Source organism: Ruegeria sp. CJ9 (genome assembly GCF_056536625.1).
In genome coordinates this window covers 175,386-197,488 of the sequence record NZ_JBQFPY010000004.1, presented here as the reverse complement: position 1 = coordinate 197,488, position 22,103 = coordinate 175,386, and the positions used below count along the sequence as shown (strand labels likewise).

17 protein-coding genes are annotated in these 22,103 nt (G+C 56.9%); 2 read left to right on the top strand and 15 right to left on the bottom strand.

Features of this window, described 5'->3' with window-relative positions:
- Window positions 1-67: 67 nt before the first annotated feature.
- Complete coding sequence (locus ACR0AJ_RS10625; RefSeq protein ID WP_368040155.1) at window positions 68-505, top strand: MarR family winged helix-turn-helix transcriptional regulator; 438 nt, start codon at window positions 68-70, stop codon at window positions 503-505.
- 28 nt (window positions 506-533) lie between these two features.
- Here the strand turns inward: ACR0AJ_RS10625 and ACR0AJ_RS10620 are convergent, their stop codons facing one another.
- The 11 genes from ACR0AJ_RS10620 to rpsL all read right to left on the bottom strand — a co-directional run bounded on the left by ACR0AJ_RS10620 (window position 534) and on the right by rpsL (window position 10,361).
- Window positions 534-1,235 carry a hypothetical protein gene (locus ACR0AJ_RS10620; protein ID WP_217360552.1) on the bottom strand — a complete coding sequence of 234 codons (702 nt, stop codon included), beginning with the start codon at window positions 1,233-1,235 and terminating at the stop codon, window positions 534-536.
- Between the two features lie 330 nt (window positions 1,236-1,565).
- Window positions 1,566-1,862, bottom strand: a complete 297-nt coding sequence (locus ACR0AJ_RS10615; RefSeq protein WP_058272362.1) for a 50S ribosomal protein L23 — start codon at window positions 1,860-1,862, stop codon at window positions 1,566-1,568.
- Entirely contained in the window at window positions 1,859-2,476 is a 618-nt protein-coding gene (rplD, locus tag ACR0AJ_RS10610) for a 50S ribosomal protein L4 (protein ID WP_170334382.1), read from the bottom strand. Before rplD ends, ACR0AJ_RS10615 begins: the two co-directional genes overlap by 4 nt.
- On the bottom strand, window positions 2,473-3,198 hold the full coding sequence (gene rplC, locus ACR0AJ_RS10605; protein WP_170351686.1) for a 50S ribosomal protein L3: 726 nt from the start codon (window positions 3,196-3,198) through the stop codon (window positions 2,473-2,475). Before rplC ends, rplD begins: the two co-directional genes overlap by 4 nt.
- A gap of 18 nt (window positions 3,199-3,216) precedes the next feature.
- Window positions 3,217-3,531 carry a 30S ribosomal protein S10 gene (gene rpsJ, locus ACR0AJ_RS10600; RefSeq protein ID WP_008756422.1) on the bottom strand — a complete coding sequence of 105 codons (315 nt, stop codon included), beginning with the start codon at window positions 3,529-3,531 and terminating at the stop codon, window positions 3,217-3,219.
- A gap of 227 nt (window positions 3,532-3,758) precedes the next feature.
- Window positions 3,759-4,445: a hypothetical protein gene (locus tag ACR0AJ_RS10595; protein WP_480740816.1), complete on the bottom strand. Its 687-nt coding sequence runs from the start codon at window positions 4,443-4,445 to the stop codon at window positions 3,759-3,761.
- A 303-nt stretch (window positions 4,446-4,748) separates the two neighbouring features.
- On the bottom strand, window positions 4,749-5,993 hold the full coding sequence (locus ACR0AJ_RS10590) for a cation:proton antiporter domain-containing protein (RefSeq protein WP_170351688.1): 1,245 nt from the start codon (window positions 5,991-5,993) through the stop codon (window positions 4,749-4,751).
- Between the two features lie 137 nt (window positions 5,994-6,130).
- The gene (gene tuf, locus ACR0AJ_RS10585) at window positions 6,131-7,306 is read right to left on the bottom strand and encodes an elongation factor Tu (RefSeq protein WP_170415189.1); all 1,176 of its coding nucleotides are present in this window, start codon (window positions 7,304-7,306) and stop codon (window positions 6,131-6,133) included.
- 61 nt (window positions 7,307-7,367) lie between these two features.
- Entirely contained in the window at window positions 7,368-9,485 is a 2,118-nt protein-coding gene (fusA, locus tag ACR0AJ_RS10580; protein ID WP_170350956.1) for an elongation factor G, read from the bottom strand.
- A gap of 18 nt (window positions 9,486-9,503) precedes the next feature.
- Window positions 9,504-9,974 carry a 30S ribosomal protein S7 gene (gene rpsG, locus ACR0AJ_RS10575; RefSeq protein WP_058283017.1) on the bottom strand — a complete coding sequence of 157 codons (471 nt, stop codon included), beginning with the start codon at window positions 9,972-9,974 and terminating at the stop codon, window positions 9,504-9,506.
- A gap of 15 nt (window positions 9,975-9,989) precedes the next feature.
- A complete protein-coding gene (gene rpsL, locus ACR0AJ_RS10570) occupies window positions 9,990-10,361 on the bottom strand; it encodes a 30S ribosomal protein S12 (protein WP_005621086.1) in 372 nt (123 codons plus the stop codon).
- Between the two features lie 396 nt (window positions 10,362-10,757).
- On the opposite strand from rpsL, the gene ACR0AJ_RS10565 reads away from it, so the two are divergent.
- The gene (locus ACR0AJ_RS10565) at window positions 10,758-11,570 is read left to right on the top strand and encodes a putative rhamnosyl transferase (protein ID WP_480740814.1); all 813 of its coding nucleotides are present in this window, start codon (window positions 10,758-10,760) and stop codon (window positions 11,568-11,570) included.
- On the opposite strand, the gene ACR0AJ_RS10560 is transcribed toward ACR0AJ_RS10565, so the two are convergent.
- The 4 genes from ACR0AJ_RS10560 to rpoB all read right to left on the bottom strand — a co-directional run bounded on the left by ACR0AJ_RS10560 (window position 11,549) and on the right by rpoB (window position 21,983).
- Window positions 11,549-12,418, bottom strand: coding sequence for a DMT family transporter (locus ACR0AJ_RS10560; RefSeq protein WP_480740813.1), 870 nt, complete (start codon window positions 12,416-12,418; stop codon window positions 11,549-11,551). The two genes, ACR0AJ_RS10565 and ACR0AJ_RS10560, sit on opposite strands and share 22 nt — an antisense overlap.
- Window positions 12,419-12,542: 124 nt before the next feature.
- Window positions 12,543-13,322, bottom strand: a complete 780-nt coding sequence (locus ACR0AJ_RS10555; RefSeq protein WP_480740811.1) for a hypothetical protein — start codon at window positions 13,320-13,322, stop codon at window positions 12,543-12,545.
- A 230-nt stretch (window positions 13,323-13,552) separates the two neighbouring features.
- On the bottom strand, window positions 13,553-17,794 hold the full coding sequence (gene rpoC / locus ACR0AJ_RS10550) for a DNA-directed RNA polymerase subunit beta' (protein WP_480740810.1): 4,242 nt from the start codon (window positions 17,792-17,794) through the stop codon (window positions 13,553-13,555).
- Window positions 17,795-17,846: 52 nt separating this feature from the next.
- A complete protein-coding gene (gene rpoB, locus ACR0AJ_RS10545; RefSeq protein ID WP_170350961.1) occupies window positions 17,847-21,983 on the bottom strand; it encodes a DNA-directed RNA polymerase subunit beta in 4,137 nt (1,378 codons plus the stop codon).
- Between the last annotated feature and the right edge of the window lie 120 nt (window positions 21,984-22,103).

Here is a 22,103-nt window from a genome sequence, read left to right as displayed (position 1 = left end):
TTAGATGAATTTTCATCTAGTTGAATTTGCAGCCAACAGCAATAAGATTTGGAGCAAACACAAAGTTGTGAAGAAAGATCTGCCAACCCCATTGGAAACAGACATCTGGGTGGCCATGAACCGGACAACCCGGCTTATCCAGTCAGAAATCAGTGCAGCCTTGAAAGATGCGGGCCTGCCGCCTCTGAAATGGTATGACTTGCTATGGTCGCTTGAGCGGCACGGAGGAAGGCTGCGCCCTTTTGAACTTGCTCAAGACACCATTTTTGAGCAGTCGAACCTGTCTCATCTCAGCAGACGGATGGTTTCTGAGGGGCTAATCGAATTCGTATCTTATGCCGGAGACAGGCGCGGTAAAATGCTGCAGATTACAGACAAGGGCAAAGAGCTGCGTAAACGTATGTGGAAAATCTACGGACCGCTGCTGCATGAAAAGATGCGCGCACTTGGCGGTGCCGAGGGTTGGCAGGCGTTCCTTGCGTCCGCAGGACGTCAGGCGGATTGAACGAAACATCAAAGACCCAGATCGACGATCACCCCAATGACCGCCTGCGACACAGTGGTTCAGATTCAACCGCAATGCGCTGCTTTAGTTTGATATGGCCCAACACCTCGCGAAAAGCGCGGTGCCTGGGTTTCCCCTCAAGATAATCCGCCAGCTTGAGCAGGTTGATCGGATGCTTCACAATCAGCGCTTCGACCCTCTGCACTGCGTCATCCAACTCGTAATGGTCGATAAACTGACAGGCCACCTGGGTCGGCGTTAGCAGGCAAAAATCCTGCGGCCGTTTGTCGGTATAGCGGATGATATCGAAGGGCGACGCCCCAAGGGCGTGGAACTTGGGGATGTACACGCGCATATCAGCCTGCGGATGTTCTAGTACCGTGCCCGAGATCTGACAAAACCCCAGCGGCCCAAGCTTGCCGAAAACATGTCTCCGCATCGCCGGAGAAACCATGTCGACATCCGCCCTGTCATATTTCAGATCATCGAATACGGACAAAAGCCCAAGATTTTCATCAGCGATCTGAAAGTATGGCTCGGCGCTGAAAGCCCGCATCTGCACCAGTACCTGATTGCGTTTGGCTTCAGTTTGGGAGCCTGAAACCGCGTCACCGGCAGGGTCCACTGACCCCGCAAAAAGCCGCAGTAAGCGCTGAGTAACGAACCCCTGCTTGCGCGCAAAACGGTCCGAATTCACAGAGATTGATTTGTTTGCTCCACGTTTGTTCATTTGACCGTACCTATAATTTCCGAAGCATTCGGCGCATCAGTCAAAACGCTTGGGCGTACCACCCCGCTTGGGCGTACCACCCCATAGTCACCGCCCAATCAACAGAATGATCTTCAACCTTTTGCCCCGTTTACTACTGAAGATAACGCAGTCCGCTCCCCTGTCACGGGTTAGCGGCGAAAGAACGCCGGTAACAAAACGCTAACGGCTTGCCGTCAGACACCCGTTCCTGCCTTGGACATGGCAGCTTCCTGACCCAAACGTAAAAAGGCTCCGCCCACCATTCGGGGGCGAAGCCTGATCATGTTCTCACCGCTTGGTGTAACCGGATCAGAGACCGGTCGACACGTCGATGGTGTTACCCTCTTCCAGGGTTACATATGCTTTTTTGACGTCTTTCCGCTTGCCCAACTGGCCACGGAACCGCTTGACCTTGCCTTTGGTGATGGTGGTGTTCACCGCCTTCACCTTGACACCAAACAGCGATTCAACCGCTTCTTTGATCTGCGGTTTGTTGCTGTCGATCGCCACTTCAAAGACAATCGCGCCGTTCTCGGACGCCATGGTCGACTTTTCGGTGATGATCGGCTTGCGGATCACGTCGTAGTGTTCTGCCTTCGCGCTCATTTCAGACGAGCCTCCAGTGCTTCGACAGCCGCTTTGGTGAGCACCAGGGTGTCACGCTTGAGGATGTCATAAACGTTTGCACCCATCGACGGCAGGATATCCAGACCTTCGATGTTGCGCGACGCCTTCAGGAAACCTTCGTTCACGGTCGCACCGTCGATGACCAGAGCGCGTTTCCAGCCCAGGTTTGCAACCTGTTTGGCCAGAGCGGCGGTCTTGCCTTCAGCTTCGGCGTTCTCGATCACAACCAGCTCACCTGCTTTGGCTTTGGCCGACAGAGCGTGGCGCAGGCCAAGCTTGCGGAACTTCTTCGGCAGGTCGTGGCCGTGCGAACGAGGGGTCGGGCCTTTGTAGATACCACCCTTGCGGAAGATCGGCGCGTTGCGGTCACCGTGACGAGCGCCACCGGTGCCCTTCTGGCGATAGATCTTCTTGGTCGAGTAGCTGGTTTCCGAGCGGGTCTTCACCTTGTGGGTGCCGGCCTGCGCGTTGTTGCGCTGCCAACGGACCACACGGTGCAGGATGTCCGCGCGCGGCTCCAGGCCGAACAGGTCTGCATCCAGCTCGATGTTGCCGGCTTTGCCGCCGTCCAGTTTGATTACATCAAGTTTCATGCTTCACCACCTTCCGCGGGTGCTTCTTCCGCAGGTGCTTCGGTTGCAGCCGATTTCACAGCAGCCGGGAAAGGCAGTCCTTCCGGTGCTTTCTTCTTGACGGCGTCCTTGACGGTGACCCAGCCCGATTTCGGTCCGGGAACGGCGCCTTTGATGAAGACCAGACCACGGTCGGCGTCGGTTTTGACGACTTCCAGGTTCTGGGTGGTAACACGGGCAGCACCCATGTGACCGGCCATCTTCTTGCCTTTGAACACCTTGCCCGGGTCCTGACACTGACCAGTCGAACCGTGCGAACGGTGGCTGATCGAAACACCGTGCGAGGCGCGCAGACCACCGAAGTTGTGGCGCTTCATCGCACCGGCAAAGCCTTTACCGATCGAGGTACCCGAAACGTCAACCTTCTGACCTTCCAGGAAGTGTTCTGCCGAAATCTCAGCACCCACTTCAATCAGGCCATCTTCGGAGACGCGGAACTCGGCCAGCTTGCGCTTGGGCTCGACCTTTGCAGCGGCATAGTGACCGCGCATGGCCTTCGAGGTGCGTTTTGCCTTGGCCGCACCGGCGCCCAGCTGAACGGCGGTGTAGCCGTCTTTGTCAGCCGTACGCTGTGCAACGACCTGCAGGTTGTCCAGGTGAAGAACGGTTACAGGAATCTGTTTGCCGTCTTCCATGAACAGGCGGGTCATGCCAACTTTTTTTGCGATAATACCAGAGCGCATAATCTATACCCTCCGATCTTACGACTGCAGCTTGATCTCGACGTCCACACCAGCAGCGAGGTCGAGCTTCATCAGCGCGTCAACGGTCTGGGGGGTCGGATCAACGATGTCGAGCAAACGCTTGTGCGTACGGATCTCGAACTGGTCGCGGGATTTCTTGTCAACGTGAGGGCCACGGAGAACCGTGAACTTCTCGATCTTGTTCGGCAGCGGGATCGGGCCACGCACGTTCGCGCCGGTCCGCTTGGCAGTGTTGACGATCTCTTGCGTGCTGGCATCCAGAACGCGATAGTCAAATGCCTTCAGCCGAATACGGATATTTTGGCTTTGCATAATAACAGCCTTTTATCAGGCGTTGAGGTTGAGAGGAGGACAAGCGCGCATCGCCAACCCTCTTCGAACCCAAAAGGCGGGAATCACCCCGCCTTAACGTTCTTGTTGAGAACTCGCGCGAAATACAGGGGTGTAGGGGGTTTGGCAAGGGCGATTTAAAAGCTCATTGAAAAAGTAATTGAGCTAAGGCTCAGAGCTTCGCGTTTCTAAGTCCAAGATTAGGTCACTTACTTTACGGTCTCTGAATTGCTCAGGGTGCTTTCGTGATGTCGATACACATCACCAAGAATTGCTGCTGGACATTGTAGAGAAAAATCTTCCAAAACATCTCTACAATAGGCAGACGTACGCAGAAGGAAAACCAACTCGCTTTCGTCTACGAACGGCTCATCTTCCGGAATCCGTTTTCCCTCATACTTGGACCAACTAAGATTCGAGAACACTGGCAGAACACCAAGCGATGAAGGAACAAAACGATCAATGCATGCTCTCTGATCAAGCTGCGAAACTTCGGTATCAACAACCAATACGAACCCTCGCACCTCATTCTTCTCGTTCGCGCCCCAAGCTGCAAAGCATCCAGCACCTTGAACGGACAATCCTGAAGACAGTAACCGTCGAATCTCCGGTTTTGCGTTTGAGATATCAATATCAATGTCACGGCCAATATAGACTTTGGTCGCATTTCTTGCCTTTTCGTCTTTCAATCGACCAAACAACAGCGCATAGTTTGTTTCCGGTCCGATACTGCCTTTAGGCAGAAACCAGTTGCCCGGAGATCCAGGTAACGAGATTTGTGTTTTTGCATGCTCCCCCAGAAATTTGAGCATTGATGCCGAATGGAATCCTAGCTCAGCAGGAACGTCCCCAACTGCTTCAAATGCAATTCCATCGGGCCAATGAGTCAACGTCATGAGGTCCGCGTTTTCACGGATGTATCGATTTGTCGGAACAACTAAATCCGAGGATTCTTGGCCACTCACTGATGTTGCGAGGAATACCAAGCAAACAAGGTTCCTGAGTACTGTCATTCTATGAAACCCTCGGCAGAACGCGTGCAATATTTCCGCACAATACCGTGATGTCAAACCATTCAGACCGGGCTTTAGAATCAGTGGTTCCCCGAAAACACGCAAGCGCAAACTTGGACACAGAACACCGCGCGGACGCCGCAACGAAAGCTTCACCTCTCTGACGCTGCGCCCTAGGAGGAGCCGCTAACCCTCAGGCGGTCGGATCGTCACATATCGTGGCACAATGACCTTGTCGTAAAACAAAAAAAACAACGGCGTCAGTACCATCGACAGCGCTACGACAATAATCAGCGTGTTTGCGAGATCAGCGCTCAGCACATGGGTTGCGACCGAGAAGGACAACAGCACAAACCCGAACTCTCCGGCCTGTGCCATTCCCAGCGCAAACAGCCAATTATTTGCACCGGACACGCCGAACAATCGGCCCAGAGCAAAGAGGATCACCGCCTTTATAGCCATCACCCCAAAGGTCAGCGAGACAACCAGGCCTACATTTTCGACCATCAATCTGAAGTTCACCGAGGCTCCTACGCTGACAAAAAACAACCCAAGAAACAGCCCCTTGAACGGAGTGATCTCTTTTTCCAGCGCATTGCGATATTCGCTGTTGGCCAACACCACCCCGGCGATGAACGCCCCCAGAGCCGGTGTCAGACCAACGGCCATCATCAACACGGCCACACCGACCACAAGGGTCAGGGCCATGGCTGTGAACAGCTCAGGCAATTTAGCGGATTCGACATATCGGAACACTGGCCCGGTCAGATAAGCACCGCCAACAATCACCAGAATGATCGAACCAAGTGTGACAAGCGCCCTCAGCCATCCCGGCATGCCTTGCACAAGATTCAGTGAAAGCCCGGTGCTTGTCGTGGGCCCGTGACTGACGGCCCCGCCCCCCATCGCGGCAAGCTCCGGCACCACCAGCAACGGCAGAAGCGCCAGAATTGGGATCACCACAATGTCCTGCATCAACAGAACCGAAAAGCTGGATTGCCCTCCGGTTCCCATCAGCAGCCCTTTTTCATGCAGTGTTTGCAACACGATAGCCGTGGACGACAGTGAAAATATCAACCCGATGGTCAAGGCCGACTGCCACGGCTGCCCGAGCGCCATCGCCAACCCCATTACGGCAAGAGAGGTACAAACCAGTTGCAAACCACCCAACCCCAAAAGCCTTTTACGCAAATCCCAAAGTTTCTTTGGCGCCAGTTCCAGACCAATCAGAAACAGCATCATGACAACGCCAAATTCGGCAAACCGCTCAAGACTGCCGACATCAACACTCAGCACCGACAAGACAGGGCCAAGCAGCATTCCGGCAATCAGGAAACCCAGAACCGACCCAAGGCCAAGCCATACGGCGACCGGAACAATAGCAATGCCCGTCCCGAGAAGAATGAAAGATAGAAAAAGATAGTTTTCCATATAGGTTCAAATATTGCTTGTGGAATTCTCTTACACAAGCTGCACATTTTTGCGCGCCTAGGAACTGATACATCCAAACAAAAAAAAAAAAGGGCGTCCCTTGGGACGCCCTTTTTTTTGGTAATCGCGTAAGCGCCTTACTCGATGATTTTCGACACAACGCCGGCGCCGACGGTGCGGCCGCCTTCGCGGATGGCGAAACGCAGGCCGTCTTCCATCGCGATCGGGGCGATCAGCTCGACGGTGAAGCCGACGTTGTCGCCGGGCATGACCATCTCGGTGCCTTCGGCCAGGGTCACGGTGCCGGTCACGTCAGTCGTACGGAAGTAGAACTGCGGACGATAGTTCGCGAAGAACGGAGTGTGACGACCGCCTTCTTCCTTGGTCAGGATATAGGCTTCGGCTTCGAACTTGGTGTGCGGTGTAACCGAACCCGGCTTACACAGAACCTGGCCACGCTCAACGCCGTCACGGTCGATACCGCGCAGCAGGGCGCCGATGTTGTCGCCCGCTTCACCGCGGTCCAGCAGCTTGCGGAACATTTCAACGCCGGTGCAGGTGGTTTTCTGAGTGTCGCGGATGCCGACGATTTCGATCTCGTCGCCAACATTGATCACGCCACGCTCAACACGACCGGTCACAACGGTACCGCGGCCCGAGATCGAGAACACGTCTTCGACCGGCATCAGGAACGGCTTGTCAACTTCACGCTCAGGGGTGTCGATGTAGTCATCAACAGCCGCCATCAGTTCCTTGATTTTCTCTTCGCCGATTTCAGGGTTGTTGCCTTCCATTGCGGCCAGAGCCGAACCTGCGATGATCGGAATGTCGTCGCCGGGGTATTCGTAGCTGGACAGCAGTTCGCGAACTTCCATCTCAACCAGTTCCAGCAGCTCTTCGTCGTCAACCTGGTCAACTTTGTTCATGAACACGACCATCTTCGGGATGCCAACCTGGCGGCCCAGCAGGATGTGCTCGCGGGTTTGCGGCATCGGGCCATCAGCGGCGTTCACAACCAGGATCGCGCCGTCCATCTGAGCGGCACCGGTGATCATGTTCTTGACGTAGTCGGCGTGGCCGGGGCAGTCGACGTGTGCATAGTGGCGGTTGTCGGTCTCGTATTCCACGTGGGCGGTCGAGATGGTGATGCCACGAGCCTTCTCTTCAGGCGCGCCGTCGATTTGGTCATACGCTTTGAAGTCACCGAAATACTTGGTGATTGCTGCGGTCAGCGTGGTTTTACCGTGGTCAACGTGCCCAATCGTGCCGATGTTGACGTGCGGTTTTGTACGCTCAAACTTTTCCTTTGCCATGATGGCCTCCTTTTTCGGTAGTGAAGGGAGCGCGTTAGCCCGCGCTCCCTCAAATCTTCGCTTATGCGTATTTCGCCTGAATCTCGTCCGAGATGTTCTGCGGAACCGGATCGTAGTGGTCGAACTGCATGGTGAACTGGGCACGACCCGACGACATCGAACGCAGAGTGTTGATGTAGCCGAACATGTTGGCCAGCGGAACAAACGCATCGATGGCGATCGCGTTGCCGCGCGGCTCTTGTCCAGACACCTGGCCCCGACGCGAAGTCAGGTCGCCGATGATACCGCCGGTGTATTCTTCCGGGGTGATCACTTCGACCTTCATGATCGGTTCCAGCAGTTTTGCGCCAGCTTTGCGCATGCCTTCACGCATACACATCCGCGATGCGATTTCGAACGCCAGAACGCTCGAGTCAACGTCGTGGAACTTACCGTCCAGCAGGGCAACCTTGAAGTCGATCACGGGGAAGCCAGCCAGCGGGCCGCTATCCATGACCGAATTGATGCCTTTTTCAACACCCGGGATGTATTCCTTCGGAACGGCACCACCAACGATGCGGCTTTCGAACGAATAGCCTTCGCCCGGCTCGGTCGGCTGGATCTCCAGCTTGACTTCGGCGAACTGACCCGAACCACCCGATTGTTTCTTGTGGGTGTAAGTGTGTTCGACCGGCATCGAGATGGTCTCACGGTATGCCACCTGCGGTGCACCGATGTTCGCCTCGACCTTGAATTCGCGCTTCAGACGGTCCACCAGGATGTCCAGGTGAAGTTCGCCCATGCCCTTCATGATGGTCTGACCAGATTCCAGGTCGGTTTCCACACGGAAGGACGGGTCTTCGGCGGCCAGACGGGCCAGACCCTGGGACATCTTCTCTTGGTCGCCCTTGGTTTTGGGCTCAACCGCGATCTCGATCACCGGATCGGGGAAGGTCATGGTTTCCAGAACCACCGGATCCTTCGCGTCACACAGGGTGTCACCGGTGGTGGTGTCTTTCAGACCCGCCAGCGCGATGATGTCGCCTGCAAACGCTTCTTCGATCTCTTCCCGGTTGTTCGAGTGCATCATCATCATACGACCGATGCGCTCTTTCTTACCTTTGGTCGAGTTCAGGATCGAGTCACCCTTGTTCATGGTGCCCGAGTAGATCCGAGTGAAGGTCAGCGAGCCAACGAAGGGGTCGTTCATGATTTTGAACGCCAGGCCCGAAAAGGCCATGTCGTCGTCTGCACGACGGGCGATGTCACGAACTTCTTCCTCGTCGCCGGGCTTGAAGCCCATGTAATCGACTACGTCCAGCGGGCTGGGCAGATAGTCGATCACAGCGTTGAGCAGCGGCTGAACGCCTTTGTTCTTGAACGCCGAACCACCCAGAACCGGAACGAACGCGATTTCCAGTGTCCCTTTGCGCAGCAGGGCGCGCAGGGTCGGAACGTCGGGCTCATTGCCTTCCAGGTATTCCATCATCGCGTCGTCGTCCATTTCGACGGCCGCTTCGATCATCTTGCCGCGCCATTCGTCAGCCATGTCTTTCAGGCTGTCGCGGATCGGAGCTTTGATCCAGCTTGCGCCCAGATCTTCGCCCTGCCACAGCCACTCTTCCATGGTGACCAGGTCGATCAGGCCTTCCAGCTCGGACTCTGCGCCGATCGGAATACCAACCGGAACAGCACGTGCGCCGGTGCGGTCTTCGATCATGTTGACGCAGTTGAAGAAGTCAGCGCCGATCTTGTCCATCTTGTTGACGAAAACCATACGCGGAACCTTGTAGCGGTCAGCCTGACGCCACACGGTTTCGGTCTGGGGTTCAACACCGGCGTTTGCGTCCAGAACGCAGACGGCACCGTCGAGAACTGCCAGCGAACGTTCAACTTCGATGGTGAAGTCAACGTGGCCGGGAGTGTCGATGATGTTCAGGCGGTGCTTAGGCGTTTCTGCGGTCTGACCGTCCTCGGTGCGTTCCCAGAAAGTGGTGGTCGCAGCCGAAGTGATGGTGATGCCGCGTTCCTGCTCCTGCTCCATCCAGTCCATGGTGGCTGCACCATCGTGCACCTCACCGATGTTGTGGGATTTACCAGTGTAATACAGGATACGCTCCGAGCAGGTGGTCTTACCTGCGTCGATGTGCGCCATGATACCGAAGTTACGGTACAGTTCGAGCGGATATTCGCGTGCCATTGGTTAAAGCCTCTTGGATTACCAACGATAATGGCTGAAGGCTTTGTTCGCCTCGGCCATCTTGTGGGTGTCTTCACGCTTTTTCACGGCAGTACCGCGGGACTGTACAGCGTCCAGCAGTTCACCGGCAAGGCGTTCTTCCATGGTGTTTTCGTTGCGGGCGCGTGCAGCCGAGATCAGCCAACGGATGGCCAGGGCTTCGCGGCGCTCGGGGCGTACTTCGACCGGAACCTGGTAGGTTGCACCACCAACGCGGCGCGAGCGAACCTCGACCGACGGTTTGATGTTGTCGAGCGCTTCGTGGAACACTTCGACCGGTGCGCGCTTGATCTTGCCTTCAACGCGATCAAACGCGTTGTAGACGATGCGCTCTGCGACCGACTTCTTGCCGTCGATCATCAGGTTGTTCATGAATTTGGTCAGTACCTTGTCGCCAAATTTGGCGTCAGGCAGGACTTCGCGTTTTTCGGCGGCGTGACGACGTGACATATCAGCCTCTCCTTCTTACTTGGGACGCTTCGCGCCGTATTTCGAACGACGCTGCTTACGGTCTTTGACGCCCTGAGTATCCAGAACACCGCGCAGGATGTGGTAACGCACACCGGGAAGGTCTTTTACACGGCCGCCACGGATCAGAACAACCGAGTGTTCCTGCAGGTTGTGGCTTTCACCGGGGATGTACGAGATGACCTCGAACCCGTTGGTCAGGCGCACCTTGGCAACCTTACGCATAGCCGAGTTAGGCTTTTTAGGTGTGGTGGTGTACACGCGGGTGCAGACGCCGCGTTTCTGCGGGCACTGCTCCAGGTGCATGGACTTCGAGCGTTTTACTTTGGGCTGCCGCGGTTTGCGGATCAGCTGTTGAATAGTTGGCATTCCGGTTTCTTCCCCGTTTTGCAACACACATGACATGCACGCGCGTTGCGTGCGGTTAAACTTGCTGCACTTATGCGTCCACAAGCGCAAAACCCGCGAGCGTTCCCATTCCGAGGTGAACGTCGCGGTTGGTTATCAGAGGGCGCGAACTGCAAAATTGTTCAGGCCTTGACCAGTCCATTACTGAAATCGGTTATGGGGCGGCCCCCGGTACCGAGATAGCGCGCGTAATAGGGGGAGTCGGAGCAAGTGTCAACAGTGCACCCGTATGGGTGTCTCACCGGTCTGTTTATGCGGGAATATCAGGCCCCTTCCGGAATTTCCAGCACCGCAGCCGTTGCGACACCCTTTTCGGGCAGGCATAGTCTGTGCAACACGCTGCCCCACGGATCAAATATGCAAATCATCGGCCTGTGCCGCTTTTCCTATCCTGCCTATGGCGGCTTTCAGGTCGAACATGAAACGATCGAAGAACGTCGGCGGTACCTTTACAACCCCGCCCGCCTAGAAGAACGCTTTCGCCTGTTCGAAACCACTACACTGCCCTGCATTCGAGAACAGACCAACGAGGATTTTCAGTTTCTCATCGTGATCGGTGATTGCCTTCCCAAACCCGCTCTGGATCGATTGCGTGATCTAACCGTCGGCATGCCCCAGGTTCAGATCATCGCCCGCGCTCCGGGTCGACATCGCAAGGTGATGAAAGAGATTCTGAATGCCGCCCGCAACGACCCCAGCGACCCTTGCGTTCAATTCCGCCATGACGACGATGATGCCGTGTCAGTGGATTTTGTCGAACGTCTGCGCCTTGCCGTCGACGAGAGCAAAGGTCTGATGGAGAACAACCGAACGGTCGCCATCGACTATAACAAGGGCTTTCTGGCCGAATTCGGGGCAGATGGCATTCAGGCTGCCCAGGTTATGCGCCCCCTGTTGGGGATAGGCTTTGCGATGCATGTGCTTGGAAATTGCGAGCAGACAATTATGAATTTCGCCCATCACCGGATCGGGAATTTCATGCCGGTCATCAGTTACCCTGACGCGCCGATGTGGGTGCGCACGCTCAACCAGTTTAACGATTCACGCAATGCGCGTGACACTAAGACTGAGCTGTTGCCTCTGACACCCGAACAAGAAGGTGAATTCATCGCCCGCTTTGCGATAGATCAGAACCTTGTGCGTCAAGTTCACTCGGCGGGCTGCGTCTGACGTTCGCGGAATAATGTGAACAGCCCTGCCCCAACGACCAGCGTTGCCCCCAACATAGTAAACGTGTCCGGCCATTCCCCGAAAATGAGCCACCCCAGCCCCAGCGCCCAGATCAGGCTGGAGTATCGGAAGGGCGCGACGAACCCGACCTCGCCTACGCGCATAACCATGACGCTGAACAGATAGCCCCCAAGTACGAACACCGCTGCCGATGCCACCATCGAACCAGCCCCGACCGGCACCGGTTCCCACCCCGTCGCAACCGTGGCAATCCCCGCTGACACGGTAATCGTCAGGGACGTCGCCAAGGTAACCGCCAGCGAGGGCACATGCACCGACATCCGCCGCGTGATCAAATCCCGCGCCGTGACCGAGGCCACCGCAATCAAGGCATAGATCGAGTATATGCTGAACCCCTCGGGGCCGGGCCGCACGATCAACAGCATCCCGGCAAAGCCCAACACAATCGCCAGAACTCGTCGCCACCCGATCTGTTCGCGGAAAAACAGCACTGCGCCCAGCGTGACCGTCAGCGGCAGAGCCTGCAGCACTGCGGTCACGTTGGCCAGCGGCATATGCAGCAACGCGGTCAGAAAAAAGAACGTGGCCGACAGCTCGGCCAGACACCGGATCACCACCAGCCATTTGTCGTGACGCGGGAAATTTAGATGCAACGCCCCAAGATGACGCGCCAGCAGAAAAACCAAAACCGTCGCCAGAACGCCGCGTATTGCTACCATCTGAAACAACGGCACCTCGGCACCTGCCGCCTTGATCAGAGCATCATTGATGGTAAAGGCGGCCATGCTGCCCATCATCAGCAGCGCGCCTTTCACGTTTGGAGTCATGGTTAAAGAACCCGGTCGAAAGTCGATTGCTGCATTGGCTCAATCGATCGACTTATTGTCAACGCAACTTAGTAGGTGAACAGGAAAATTACGTCTCAATTTGCCGGACACAATCTAATCGCCATCAAAATCCAAAGACGCGCCCGCCGCCGATACCTTCGACGGTCACCCCGGCACTTAGGTTATGCGTCGCGATCAGCCCTCCGGACATGTTTAAAACCCCAAGCCGGTTGCCGTTTTGAAGTGCAACGTAAAGCTCACGGCGTTCAGCGTTGATCCCGAGGCCAAAGCGCTCAATCTGCAACGCCGCGCCAACCGAGGGGTTGGTTGGGCGAATGACCTTTTTGGTGGTGCCGTTCAGATCAATCTCGGCAATCAGACGATTACGAATAAACAACACGTAGAGGGTGCCGGTATTTTTGTCGAAGGCCAGCCCGCCTATCGGTCCTTGTGGCTGCGCAAGCCTGATATGGCGCACGAACTGCCCGTCGCGCGTCAATTCTGAAATCATCAGACCGTTTGGATGATCCAGGAAAAGATGACCGTCTGCACCCCGAATAGCGAGCCCGCATTCCTTGATCGGGAAGTCGTCAGGAGTAACCCCTCCGCAACCGGCCGGTACGCGCTGCGCCGAAAAGGTGCGTAGAACGCGGCCATTTCGATCAAGTTCCTGCAACTGTGTACCGGGGAGATTGCGCAGGAAAATCCGCCGCCGCGGCTGGTCATAGGCAAGACCCACTATCGAAGCGGAAACTGGAATAAGCCGTGTGGTACCATCGGGAATTTTTACTTCCCGAGACGGCTGCCCCTGCGGCATCCCGACATAGGCGTAATCACTACATGCCGCCAGCAGGCCAATCCCCAAAACCGATAATGCACGAGACAATTTCAATACAGCTCTCATAATTCAAATCTCCAGTGGATTTGTGCGTGAGACGTAAAAAACCATACCATGAAAAGGGTTTTTCCAAAATAAATCTGCTCATATTAATTTGCGCCGGACCGAGCCGCACAGTCTGCGACCCAACCCTTGCCATTGTCAGCGCTTCAATCCAGGCAAAGGGCACAGGCGGCCACCCAAAGAAAAAGGCCCCGCGAAATCGCGGGGCCTGATTTTTGGATTATCGTAGTCGCTTACTCGCGGCTTTCCGGGGTTTCCACCAGAACGTCCAGCTCGTCTCCAACCATGTCGTCTTCGACAATCGGGGCAGCCAAGGCAGCGGCCGCTTCGGCCTCTTCCCGGCGGGCTTCGATCACGACGTTGTCGCGGCTTTGTGCGACCTGACGCACAGCCTGGGTCGCACCACCTGTACCGGCCGGGATCAGGCGACCGACGATGACGTTCTCTTTCAGGCCAACCAGCTTGTCCTTTTTGCCCTGTACTGACGCTTCGGTCAGCACGCGGGTGGTTTCCTGGAACGACGCCGCCGAGATGAACGAACGCGTCTGCAGCGAGGCTTTGGTGATCCCCAAGAGGATCGGTTCGCCCTGAGCCGGACGGCCACCGCGCGAGAGGGTCTTCTCGTTGGCTGCGTCAAACTCCTGCTTGTCGACATGTTCGCCTTTCAACAGGGTGGTGTCGCCTGAATCCAGGATCTCCCACTTCTGCAGCATCTGGCGCACGATGACCTCGATGTGCTTGTCGTTGATCTTCACGCCCTGCAGACGATAAACGTCCTGCACCTCGTCGATCATGTAATCCGCCAGCGCTTCGACACCCATGATGGACAGGATGTCATGCGGGGCCGGGTTACCATCCATCAGGTATTCACCCTTTTGGATAAAGTCACCTTCCGCGACCGGGATATGTTTGCCCTTGGGAACCATATACTCGATCGTTTCCATCGACTCATCCGCAGGTTCGATGCTGATGCGGCGCTTGTTCTTGTAGTCGCGGCCAAAGCGCACGTAACCATCGGCTTCTGCGATGATCGCGTGATCTTTCGGACGTCGGGCTTCGAACAGTTCGGCCACACGCGGCAGACCACCGGTGATGTCCTTGGTCTTGGCACCTTCGCGCGGGATACGCGCGACAACGTCACCGGCTTCGATCTGCTGGCCATCTTCGACCGACAGGATCGCATCCACCGACATCGGATAGTGAACCGGGTTGCCCGCATCGTTGCGGACCGGCTCGCCATCTTCACCGACCAGAATGATCTCGGGCTTCAGGTCGCTGCCTTTGGGGGCCGCACGCCAGTCGATCACGATCTTCTGAGTCATGCCGGTTGCGTCGTCGGTCTCATCGCGGACAGCGATGCCCGAAACGAGGTCAACGTATTTCGCAGTACCGGCTTTCTCGGCGATGATCGGCAGGGTGTAGGGATCCCACTCGAACAGCTTGTCGCCACGGGCCACTTTGGTGCCATCCTTGACGAACAGCTTGGAACCGTAGCCCAGCTTGTGGCTGGCACGCTCTTCGCCGTGTTCGTCCTTGATCACCAGCTTCATGTTCCGGCCCATTACCAGACTTTCGCCTGCGGCATTGACCAGGATCTGCGGGTTCTCGAAGGAAACGACACCGTCCTGGCTGGCTTCTTGGAACGACTGCTGACCGCCTTGCGCAACACCACCAATGTGGAAGGTCCGCATCGTCAGCTGTGTACCGGGTTCACCAATGGACTGTGCGGCGATGATGCCGACAGCCTCACCCGTGTTCACCATGGTACCGCGCGCAAGGTCACGACCGTAGCAGGTCGCACAGACGCCTTCCTCAGACTCACAGGTCAGAGGCGAGCGGATGCGCATGGACGCAACACCGGCTTCGTCAATGGTGTCGGCCATACGTTCGTCGATCAACTGACCAGCGGCCACGATCACCTCATCCGTACCCGGACGCAGAACGTCATCGGCAGAGACTCGGCCCAGCACACGTTCGGCCAACGAGGCAACAACCTCACCGTCGTTCACCGCAGCTTCGGCGGTGATCGCGCGCTCAGTGCCACAGTCGATCTCACGAACGATGCAATCCTGCGCCACGTCTACCAGACGACGGGTCAGATAACCTGAGTTCGCCGTCTTCAGAGCGGTATCCGACAGACCCTTACGGGCGCCGTGGGTCGAGTTGAAGTATTCAAGAACGGTCAGGCCTTCCTTGAAGTTCGAGATGATCGGCGTCTCGATGATGTCACCGTTCGGTTTGGCCATCAGGCCGCGCATACCTCCCAGCTGTTTCATCTGAGTGACCGAGCCACGCGCACCGGAGTGGGCCATCATGTAGACTGAGTTCGGTTCCTGCTCGGATCCGTCCTCTGCCCGATCCGAGGATGAGATCGTGCTCATCATCGCTTCGGTCACGCGGTCGTTACACTTCGACCAGGCATCGACAACCTTGTTGTACTTTTCGCCCTGAGTGATCAGGCCATCCATGTACTGCTGTTCAAAGTCCTTCACCTGACCGCGGGTGTCATCAACGATGCCCCATTTGTCATCCGGAATAACCATGTCGTCCTTGCCGAACGAGATGCCCGCCTTGAACGCTTCTTTGAAGCCCATCGACATGATCTGGTCACAGAAGATAACCGACTCTTTCTGACCGCAGTAGCGATAGACGGTGTCGATGACCTGCTGCACTTCTTTCTTCCGCAGCAGGCGGTTTACCAGTTCGAACGGCGCTTTGTTGTTCATCGGCAGCAAGGCACCCAGACGCAGACGACCCGGAGTGGTCTCGTAACGCTTCTGAACTTCGTTGCCTTCGTCGTCGATCTGCGTGATCCGCGCGGTGATTTTCGAGTGCAGGTGCACTTCGCCGGAATCCAGTGCGTGCTGAACTTCGTCGATCGAACCGAACACCTTGCCTTCGCCAGGCATGCCTTCGCGTTCCAGGGTCACATAGTACAGACCTAGGATCATATCCTGCGACGGAACGATGATCGGCGCACCGTTTGCGGGCGACAGAACGTTGTTCGTCGACATCATCAGAACACGCGCTTCCAGCTGTGCCTCAAGGCTCAGCGGGACGTGAACCGCCATCTGGTCACCGTCGAAGTCGGCGTTAAAGGCCGAACAGACCAGCGGGTGCAGCTGGATGGCTTTACCTTCGATCAGGACCGGCTCGAACGCCTGAATACCAAGACGGTGCAGCGTCGGCGCACGGTTCAGCATGACAGGGTGTTCGCGGATCACCTCATCGAGGATATCCCACACTTCGGGACGCTCTTTCTCGACCAGTTTCTTCGCCTGCTTCACGGTCGAAGACAAACCTTTGGCTTCAAGGCGCGAGTAGATGAACGGCTTGAACAGCTCCAGCGCCATCTTCTTGGGCAGACCACACTGGTGCAGCTTCAGCTCGGGACCGGTCACAATGACCGAACGGCCCGAGAAGTCGACGCGCTTACCCAGAAGGTTCTGACGGAAGCGGCCCTGCTTACCTTTCAGCATGTCTGACAGCGATTTCAGCGGACGCTTGTTGGCGCCGGTGATCACGCGGCCACGACGGCCGTTGTCGAACAGAGCGTCAACGGATTCCTGCAGCATCCGCTTTTCGTTGCGGACGATGATGTCAGGCGCGCGCAGCTCAATCAGACGCTTCAGACGGTTGTTCCGGTTGATGACGCGGCGATACAGATCGTTCAGATCCGAGGTCGCGAAACGGCCACCATCCAGCGGAACCAGCGGACGCAGTTCCGGCGGGATGACCGGGATCACGGTCATCACCATCCACTCGGGCCGGTTGCCCGACTCGAGGAAGGATTCAACAACCTTCAGACGTTTGATGATCTTCTTGGGCTTCAGTTCGCCGGTTGCTTCGGCCAGATCAGCGCGCAGCTGCTCGGCTTCGGCTTCCAGGTCGATCTGGGCCAGCATCTCACGAATGGCTTCGGCACCGATGTTCGCGGTGAACGCGTCCATGCCATAGGCATCCTGCGCATCCATGTACTCTTCTTCGGTCAGCATTTGGCCGTAGGTCAGGTCGGTCAGACCGGGCTCGATGACGACATAGTTTTCAAAGTACAGAACGCGTTCCAGATCGCGCAGCGTCATGTCCAGCATCAGACCGATGCGGGACGGCAGCGATTTCAGGAACCAGATATGTGCGACGGGCGCGGCCAGTTCGATGTGGCCCATACGCTCGCGGCGGACTTTCTGCAGGGTGACTTCCACACCGCATTTCTCGCAGACAACGCCGCGATACTTCATCCGCTTATATTTGCCGCACAGACATTCGTAATCTTTGATCGGGCCAAAGATACGTGCGCAGAACAGACCGTCACGCTCGGGCTTGAACGTCCGGTAGTTGATGGTTTCGGGTTTCTTGATCTCACCATAGGACCAAGACAGGATCCGTTCAGGGCTGGCCAGCGAGACCTTGATCTCGTCGAAAACCTTCGGCGGCGTCAGCGGGTTGAACGGGTTATTGGTGATTTCCTGGTTCATTTTGATACCTCAAATTTTGCGGAAGGGGGGACGGGAGGAAGAGCCGAGGCCCTTACTCCTCAACCTCCGCATCCAGGAGTTCCATATTCAGGCCGAGGCCACGGACTTCTTTAACCAGAACGTTGAACGATTCCGGTACGCCCGCTTCAAAGTTATCCTCGCCCTTGACGATCGATTCATAGACCTTGGTCCGGCCGGCGACGTCATCCGATTTCACGGTGAGCATCTCCTGCAGGGTGTAGGCGGCACCGTAAGCTTCCAGAGCCCAGACCTCCATCTCACCAAAGCGCTGACCACCGAACTGCGCCTTACCACCCAGCGGCTGCTGGGTAACCAGGCTGTACGGCCCGGTCGAACGCGCGTGGATCTTGTCGTCCACCAGGTGGTGCAGTTTCAGCAGGTATTTGATGCCCACGGTCACCGGACGTGCGAATTGCTCACCGGTGCGACCGTCGAACAGGATCGACTGACCGCTTTCCGAGAAGCCCGCACGCACCAGCGCATCGTTGACGTCAGCCTCTTTGGCACCATCAAAGACCGGGGTCGCGATCGGAACACCGCGGGTCACGTTGCCCGCCGCCTCGATCAGGTGACCCTCGTCCATGTTGGCAATGCCTTCTTCATAGACATTCTCACCATAGGCCAGCTTCATCGCTTCGCGCACCGGGGTCAGGTCGCCGGAGCGGCGGTACTCACCCAGTGCCTCGTCGATGTTCAGACCCAGACCGCGCGCGGCCCAACCCATATGGGTTTCAAGGATCTGACCAACGTTCATACGCGAAGGCACGCCCAGCGGGTTCAGACAGAAGTCAACCGGAGTACCATCGGCCAGGAACGGCATGTCTTCCATCGGGACAACCTTGGAGATCACACCTTTGTTCCCGTGACGACCGGCCATCTTGTCGCCCGGCTGCAGCTTACGCTTCACGGCAATAAAGACTTTGACCATCTTCATCACACCCGGCGGCAGGTCGTCGCCACGGCGGACCTTCTCGACCTTGTCTTCGAAACGGGCGTCCAGAGCACGCTTGAGCACTTCGTACTGCTCGTTCAGCGCTTCAACGATCTGTGCGTCCTTCTCGTCTTCCAGCGCCAGCTGCCACCACTGACCACGGGTCAGGGTTTCCAGCAGATCCTCGGTGATTGCCGAGCCTGCCTTGACGCCTTTCGGGCCTTTGACAGCAGTTTTACCCAGGATCAGGCCTTGCAGACGCGCATAGATGTTGCGGTCCAGGATCGCCAGCTCGTCGTCCCGGTCACGGGCCAGACGCTCGACTTCTTCACGCTCGATCTGCAGCGCACGCTCGTCTTTCTCGACGCCGTGACGGTTGAAGACGCGAACTTCGACCACTGTACCGTAATCGCCCGGCTTCACGCGCAGCGAGGTGTCGCGCACGTCAGATGCTTTTTCACCAAAGATGGCGCGCAGCAGCTTTTCTTCCGGGGTCATCGGACTTTCGCCCTTCGGAGTGATCTTGCCAACCAGAATATCGCCCGGCTCAACATCCGCACCGATGTAAACGATGCCCGCCTCGTCGAGGTTACGCAGCGCTTCTTCACCGACGTTCGGGATGTCGCGGGTGATCTCTTCCGGGCCCAGCTTGGTGTCACGGGCGGCGACTTCAAATTCCTCGATATGGACCGAGGTAAAGACGTCATCGCGCGCGATACGTTCACTGATCAGGATCGAGTCTTCGTAGTTGTAGCCGTTCCACGGCATGAACGCGACGACCACGTTTTTACCAAGCGCCAGTTCACCGATATCGGTGGACGGACCATCGGCAACAACCTCGCCTTTCATGACGGTGTCGCCCACTTTCACCAGCGGACGTTGGTTGATGCAGGTGTTCTGGTTCGATCGCTGGAATTTGCGCAGACGATAGATGTCAACGCCAGCGTCGCCCAGCTCCAGATCTTCGGTGGCACGGATAACGATACGCTGGGCATCGACCTGGTCGATGATACCGGCGCGTTTCGCCTGGATCGCAGCGCCCGAGTCGATCGCAACCTTTTCCTCGATCCCGGTACCGACCAACGGCGCCTCGGCCCGCAGCAGCGGAACCGCTTGACGTTGCATGTTCGAGCCCATCAGAGCGCGGTTGGCGTCGTCATTTTCAAGGAACGGGATCAGCGATGCGGCAACCGAAACCAACTGTTTCGGCGACACGTCGATCAGGTCCACATTCTCGCGCGGAGCGAGGGTGTAGTCACCGGCCTGACGGGTCGAGACCAGATCGTTGATGAACTTGCCGTTCTGATCCAGCGTCGCGTTCGCCTGCGCCACGGTGTGACGCATTTCCTCGGTCGCGGACATGTAGTGAACCTCATCGGTCACCTCGGCGTCTTTGACAACGCGGTAGGGTGTTTCGATGAAGCCATACTTGTTCACGCGGGCAAAGGTGGCCAGCGAGTTGATCAGACCGATGTTCGGACCTTCCGGCGTTTCAATCGGGCACATCCGACCATAGTGGGTCGGGTGAACGTCACGCACCTCAAAGCCCGCACGTTCGCGCGTCAGACCACCGGGGCCAAGCGCCGAGAGACGGCGTTTGTGGGTGACTTCCGACAGCGGGTTGGTCTGGTCCATGAACTGCGACAGCTGCGACGAGCCGAAGAATTCGCGGACAGCAGCAGCAGCCGGTTTCGCGTTGATCAGGTCCTGCGGCATGACGGTGTCGATCTCGACTGACGACATACGTTCTTTGATTGCGCGCTCCATGCGCAGCAAGCCGACGCGGTACTGGTTTTCCATCAACTCGCCGACCGAACGGACACGGCGGTTGCCGAGGTGGTCGATGTCGTCGATGTCGCCTTTGCCGTCGCGCAGCTCCACCAGCGCCTTGATGCAGGCCACAATGTCTTCGCGGCGCAGGGTGCGCAGGGTGTCCGGCGCGTCCAGAGCCAGACGCATGTTCATCTTCACGCGGCCAACGGCGGACAGGTCATAACGCTCGCTGTCGAAGAACAGCGTGTCGAACAGGGCCGAGGCCGCTTCGACGGTGGGCGGCTCGCCCGGGCGCATGACACGGTAGATGTCCATCAGCGCGCTTTCGCGACCCATGTTCTTGTCCTGCGCCATGGTATTGCGCATGTAGGGGCCAACATTGACGTTATCGATGTCCAGAACCGGGATGTCGGTGATACCTGCGTCGATCAGCTCTTTCACTGTGCCGCCGATCAGCTCGCCGTCCTTGTCGTATTCCAGGGTCAGTTCATCACCGGCTTCGACATAGATCGCGCCGTTTTCTTCGTTGATGATGTCCTTGGCGACGAACTTGCCGACGATGTGATCAAAAGGAACCAACAGGTTGGTGACGACGCCTTCTTCGATCAGCTTCTTGACCGCGCGCGGAGTGACTTTCTTACCTGCTTCAGCAATCACTTCACCGGATTTGGCGTCAACTAGATCATAGGTCGGGCGGGTGCCGCGCACTCGCTCGGGGAAGAACGGCGCGATCCAGCCCTTTTTCTTGTCCAGCTTGTAGGACACGGTGTTGTAATACGCGTCCATGATCGCTTCTTGATCCAGACCCAGCGCATACAGCAGGGTTGTCACAGGCAGTTTGCGGCGGCGGTCGATACGAGCGAAAACGATGTCCTTGGCGTCGAACTCAAAGTCCAGCCAGCTGCCGCGATACGGGATGATGCGGCAGGCAAACAGCAGCTTGCCCGAGGAATGGGTTTTGCCCTTGTCGTGGTCAAAGAACACACCGGGCGAGCGGTGCATCTGGGACACGATCACACGCTCGGTACCATTCACGATGAAGGTCCCGTTCGGCGTCATCAGGGGCATATCGCCCATGAACACGTCCTGTTCCTTGATGTCTTTTACCGACTTGGCGCCGGTATCTTCGTCGACATCAAACACGATCAGACGCAGAGTGACCTTCAGCGGCGCGCTGTAGGTCATGTCGCGCTGCATGCACTCTTCGACGTCGTATTTGGGCTTTTCCAGATCGTATTTCACGAACTCCAGAACGGAGGTTTCGTTGAAATCCTTGATCGGGAAAACCGACTGGAACACACCTTTGATGCCTTCGCCGTCAGTAGGCTGCTCTGCATCGCCGGAGCGCAGGAAAAGATCATAAGAAGATTTCTGGACCTCAATGAGGTTCGGCATCTCCAGCACTTCGCGGATTTTGCCGTAATATTTCCGAAGACGTTTCTGGCCAAGGAACGTTTGAGCCATGTCAGATGTCACCTTTCGATGTTCTCAGCGGGCAAAGACACCGTCGGGCCCCGGCGCCTTGCACATTCGAGACGACACGTCCGGATCAATTCGTGGCCACCGTCCCGAAGGCAGCCTCCC

Bases quoted from the DNA above. Each gene is read 5' to 3' on its own strand.
- ACR0AJ_RS10620 (WP_217360552.1), bottom strand. From the start codon at position 1,235: ATGAACAAACGTGGAGCAAACAAATCAATCTCTGTGAATTCGGACCGT.
- ACR0AJ_RS10615 (WP_058272362.1), bottom strand. From the start codon at position 1,862: ATGAGCGCGAAGGCAGAACACTACGACGTGATCCGCAAGCCGATCATC.
- rplD (WP_170334382.1), bottom strand. From the start codon at position 2,476: ATGAAACTTGATGTAATCAAACTGGACGGCGGCAAAGCCGGCAACATC.
- rplC (WP_170351686.1), bottom strand. From the start codon at position 3,198: ATGCGCTCTGGTATTATCGCAAAAAAAGTTGGCATGACCCGCCTGTTC.
- rpsJ (WP_008756422.1), bottom strand. From the start codon at position 3,531: ATGCAAAGCCAAAATATCCGTATTCGGCTGAAGGCATTTGACTATCGC.
- ACR0AJ_RS10595 (WP_480740816.1), bottom strand. From the start codon at position 4,445: ATGACGTTGACTCATTGGCCCGATGGAATTGCATTTGAAGCAGTTGGG.
- ACR0AJ_RS10590 (WP_170351688.1), bottom strand. From the start codon at position 5,993: ATGGAAAACTATCTTTTTCTATCTTTCATTCTTCTCGGGACGGGCATT.
- tuf (WP_170415189.1), bottom strand. From the start codon at position 7,306: ATGGCAAAGGAAAAGTTTGAGCGTACAAAACCGCACGTCAACATCGGC.
- fusA (WP_170350956.1), bottom strand. From the start codon at position 9,485: ATGGCACGCGAATATCCGCTCGAACTGTACCGTAACTTCGGTATCATG.
- rpsG (WP_058283017.1), bottom strand. From the start codon at position 9,974: ATGTCACGTCGTCACGCCGCCGAAAAACGCGAAGTCCTGCCTGACGCC.
- rpsL (WP_005621086.1), bottom strand. From the start codon at position 10,361: ATGCCAACTATTCAACAGCTGATCCGCAAACCGCGGCAGCCCAAAGTA.
- ACR0AJ_RS10565 (WP_480740814.1), top strand. From the start codon at position 10,758: ATGCAAATCATCGGCCTGTGCCGCTTTTCCTATCCTGCCTATGGCGGC.
- ACR0AJ_RS10560 (WP_480740813.1), bottom strand. From the start codon at position 12,418: ATGACTCCAAACGTGAAAGGCGCGCTGCTGATGATGGGCAGCATGGCC.
- ACR0AJ_RS10555 (WP_480740811.1), bottom strand. From the start codon at position 13,322: ATGAGAGCTGTATTGAAATTGTCTCGTGCATTATCGGTTTTGGGGATT.
- rpoC (WP_480740810.1), bottom strand. From the start codon at position 17,794: ATGAACCAGGAAATCACCAATAACCCGTTCAACCCGCTGACGCCGCCG.
- rpoB (WP_170350961.1), bottom strand. From the start codon at position 21,983: ATGGCTCAAACGTTCCTTGGCCAGAAACGTCTTCGGAAATATTACGGC.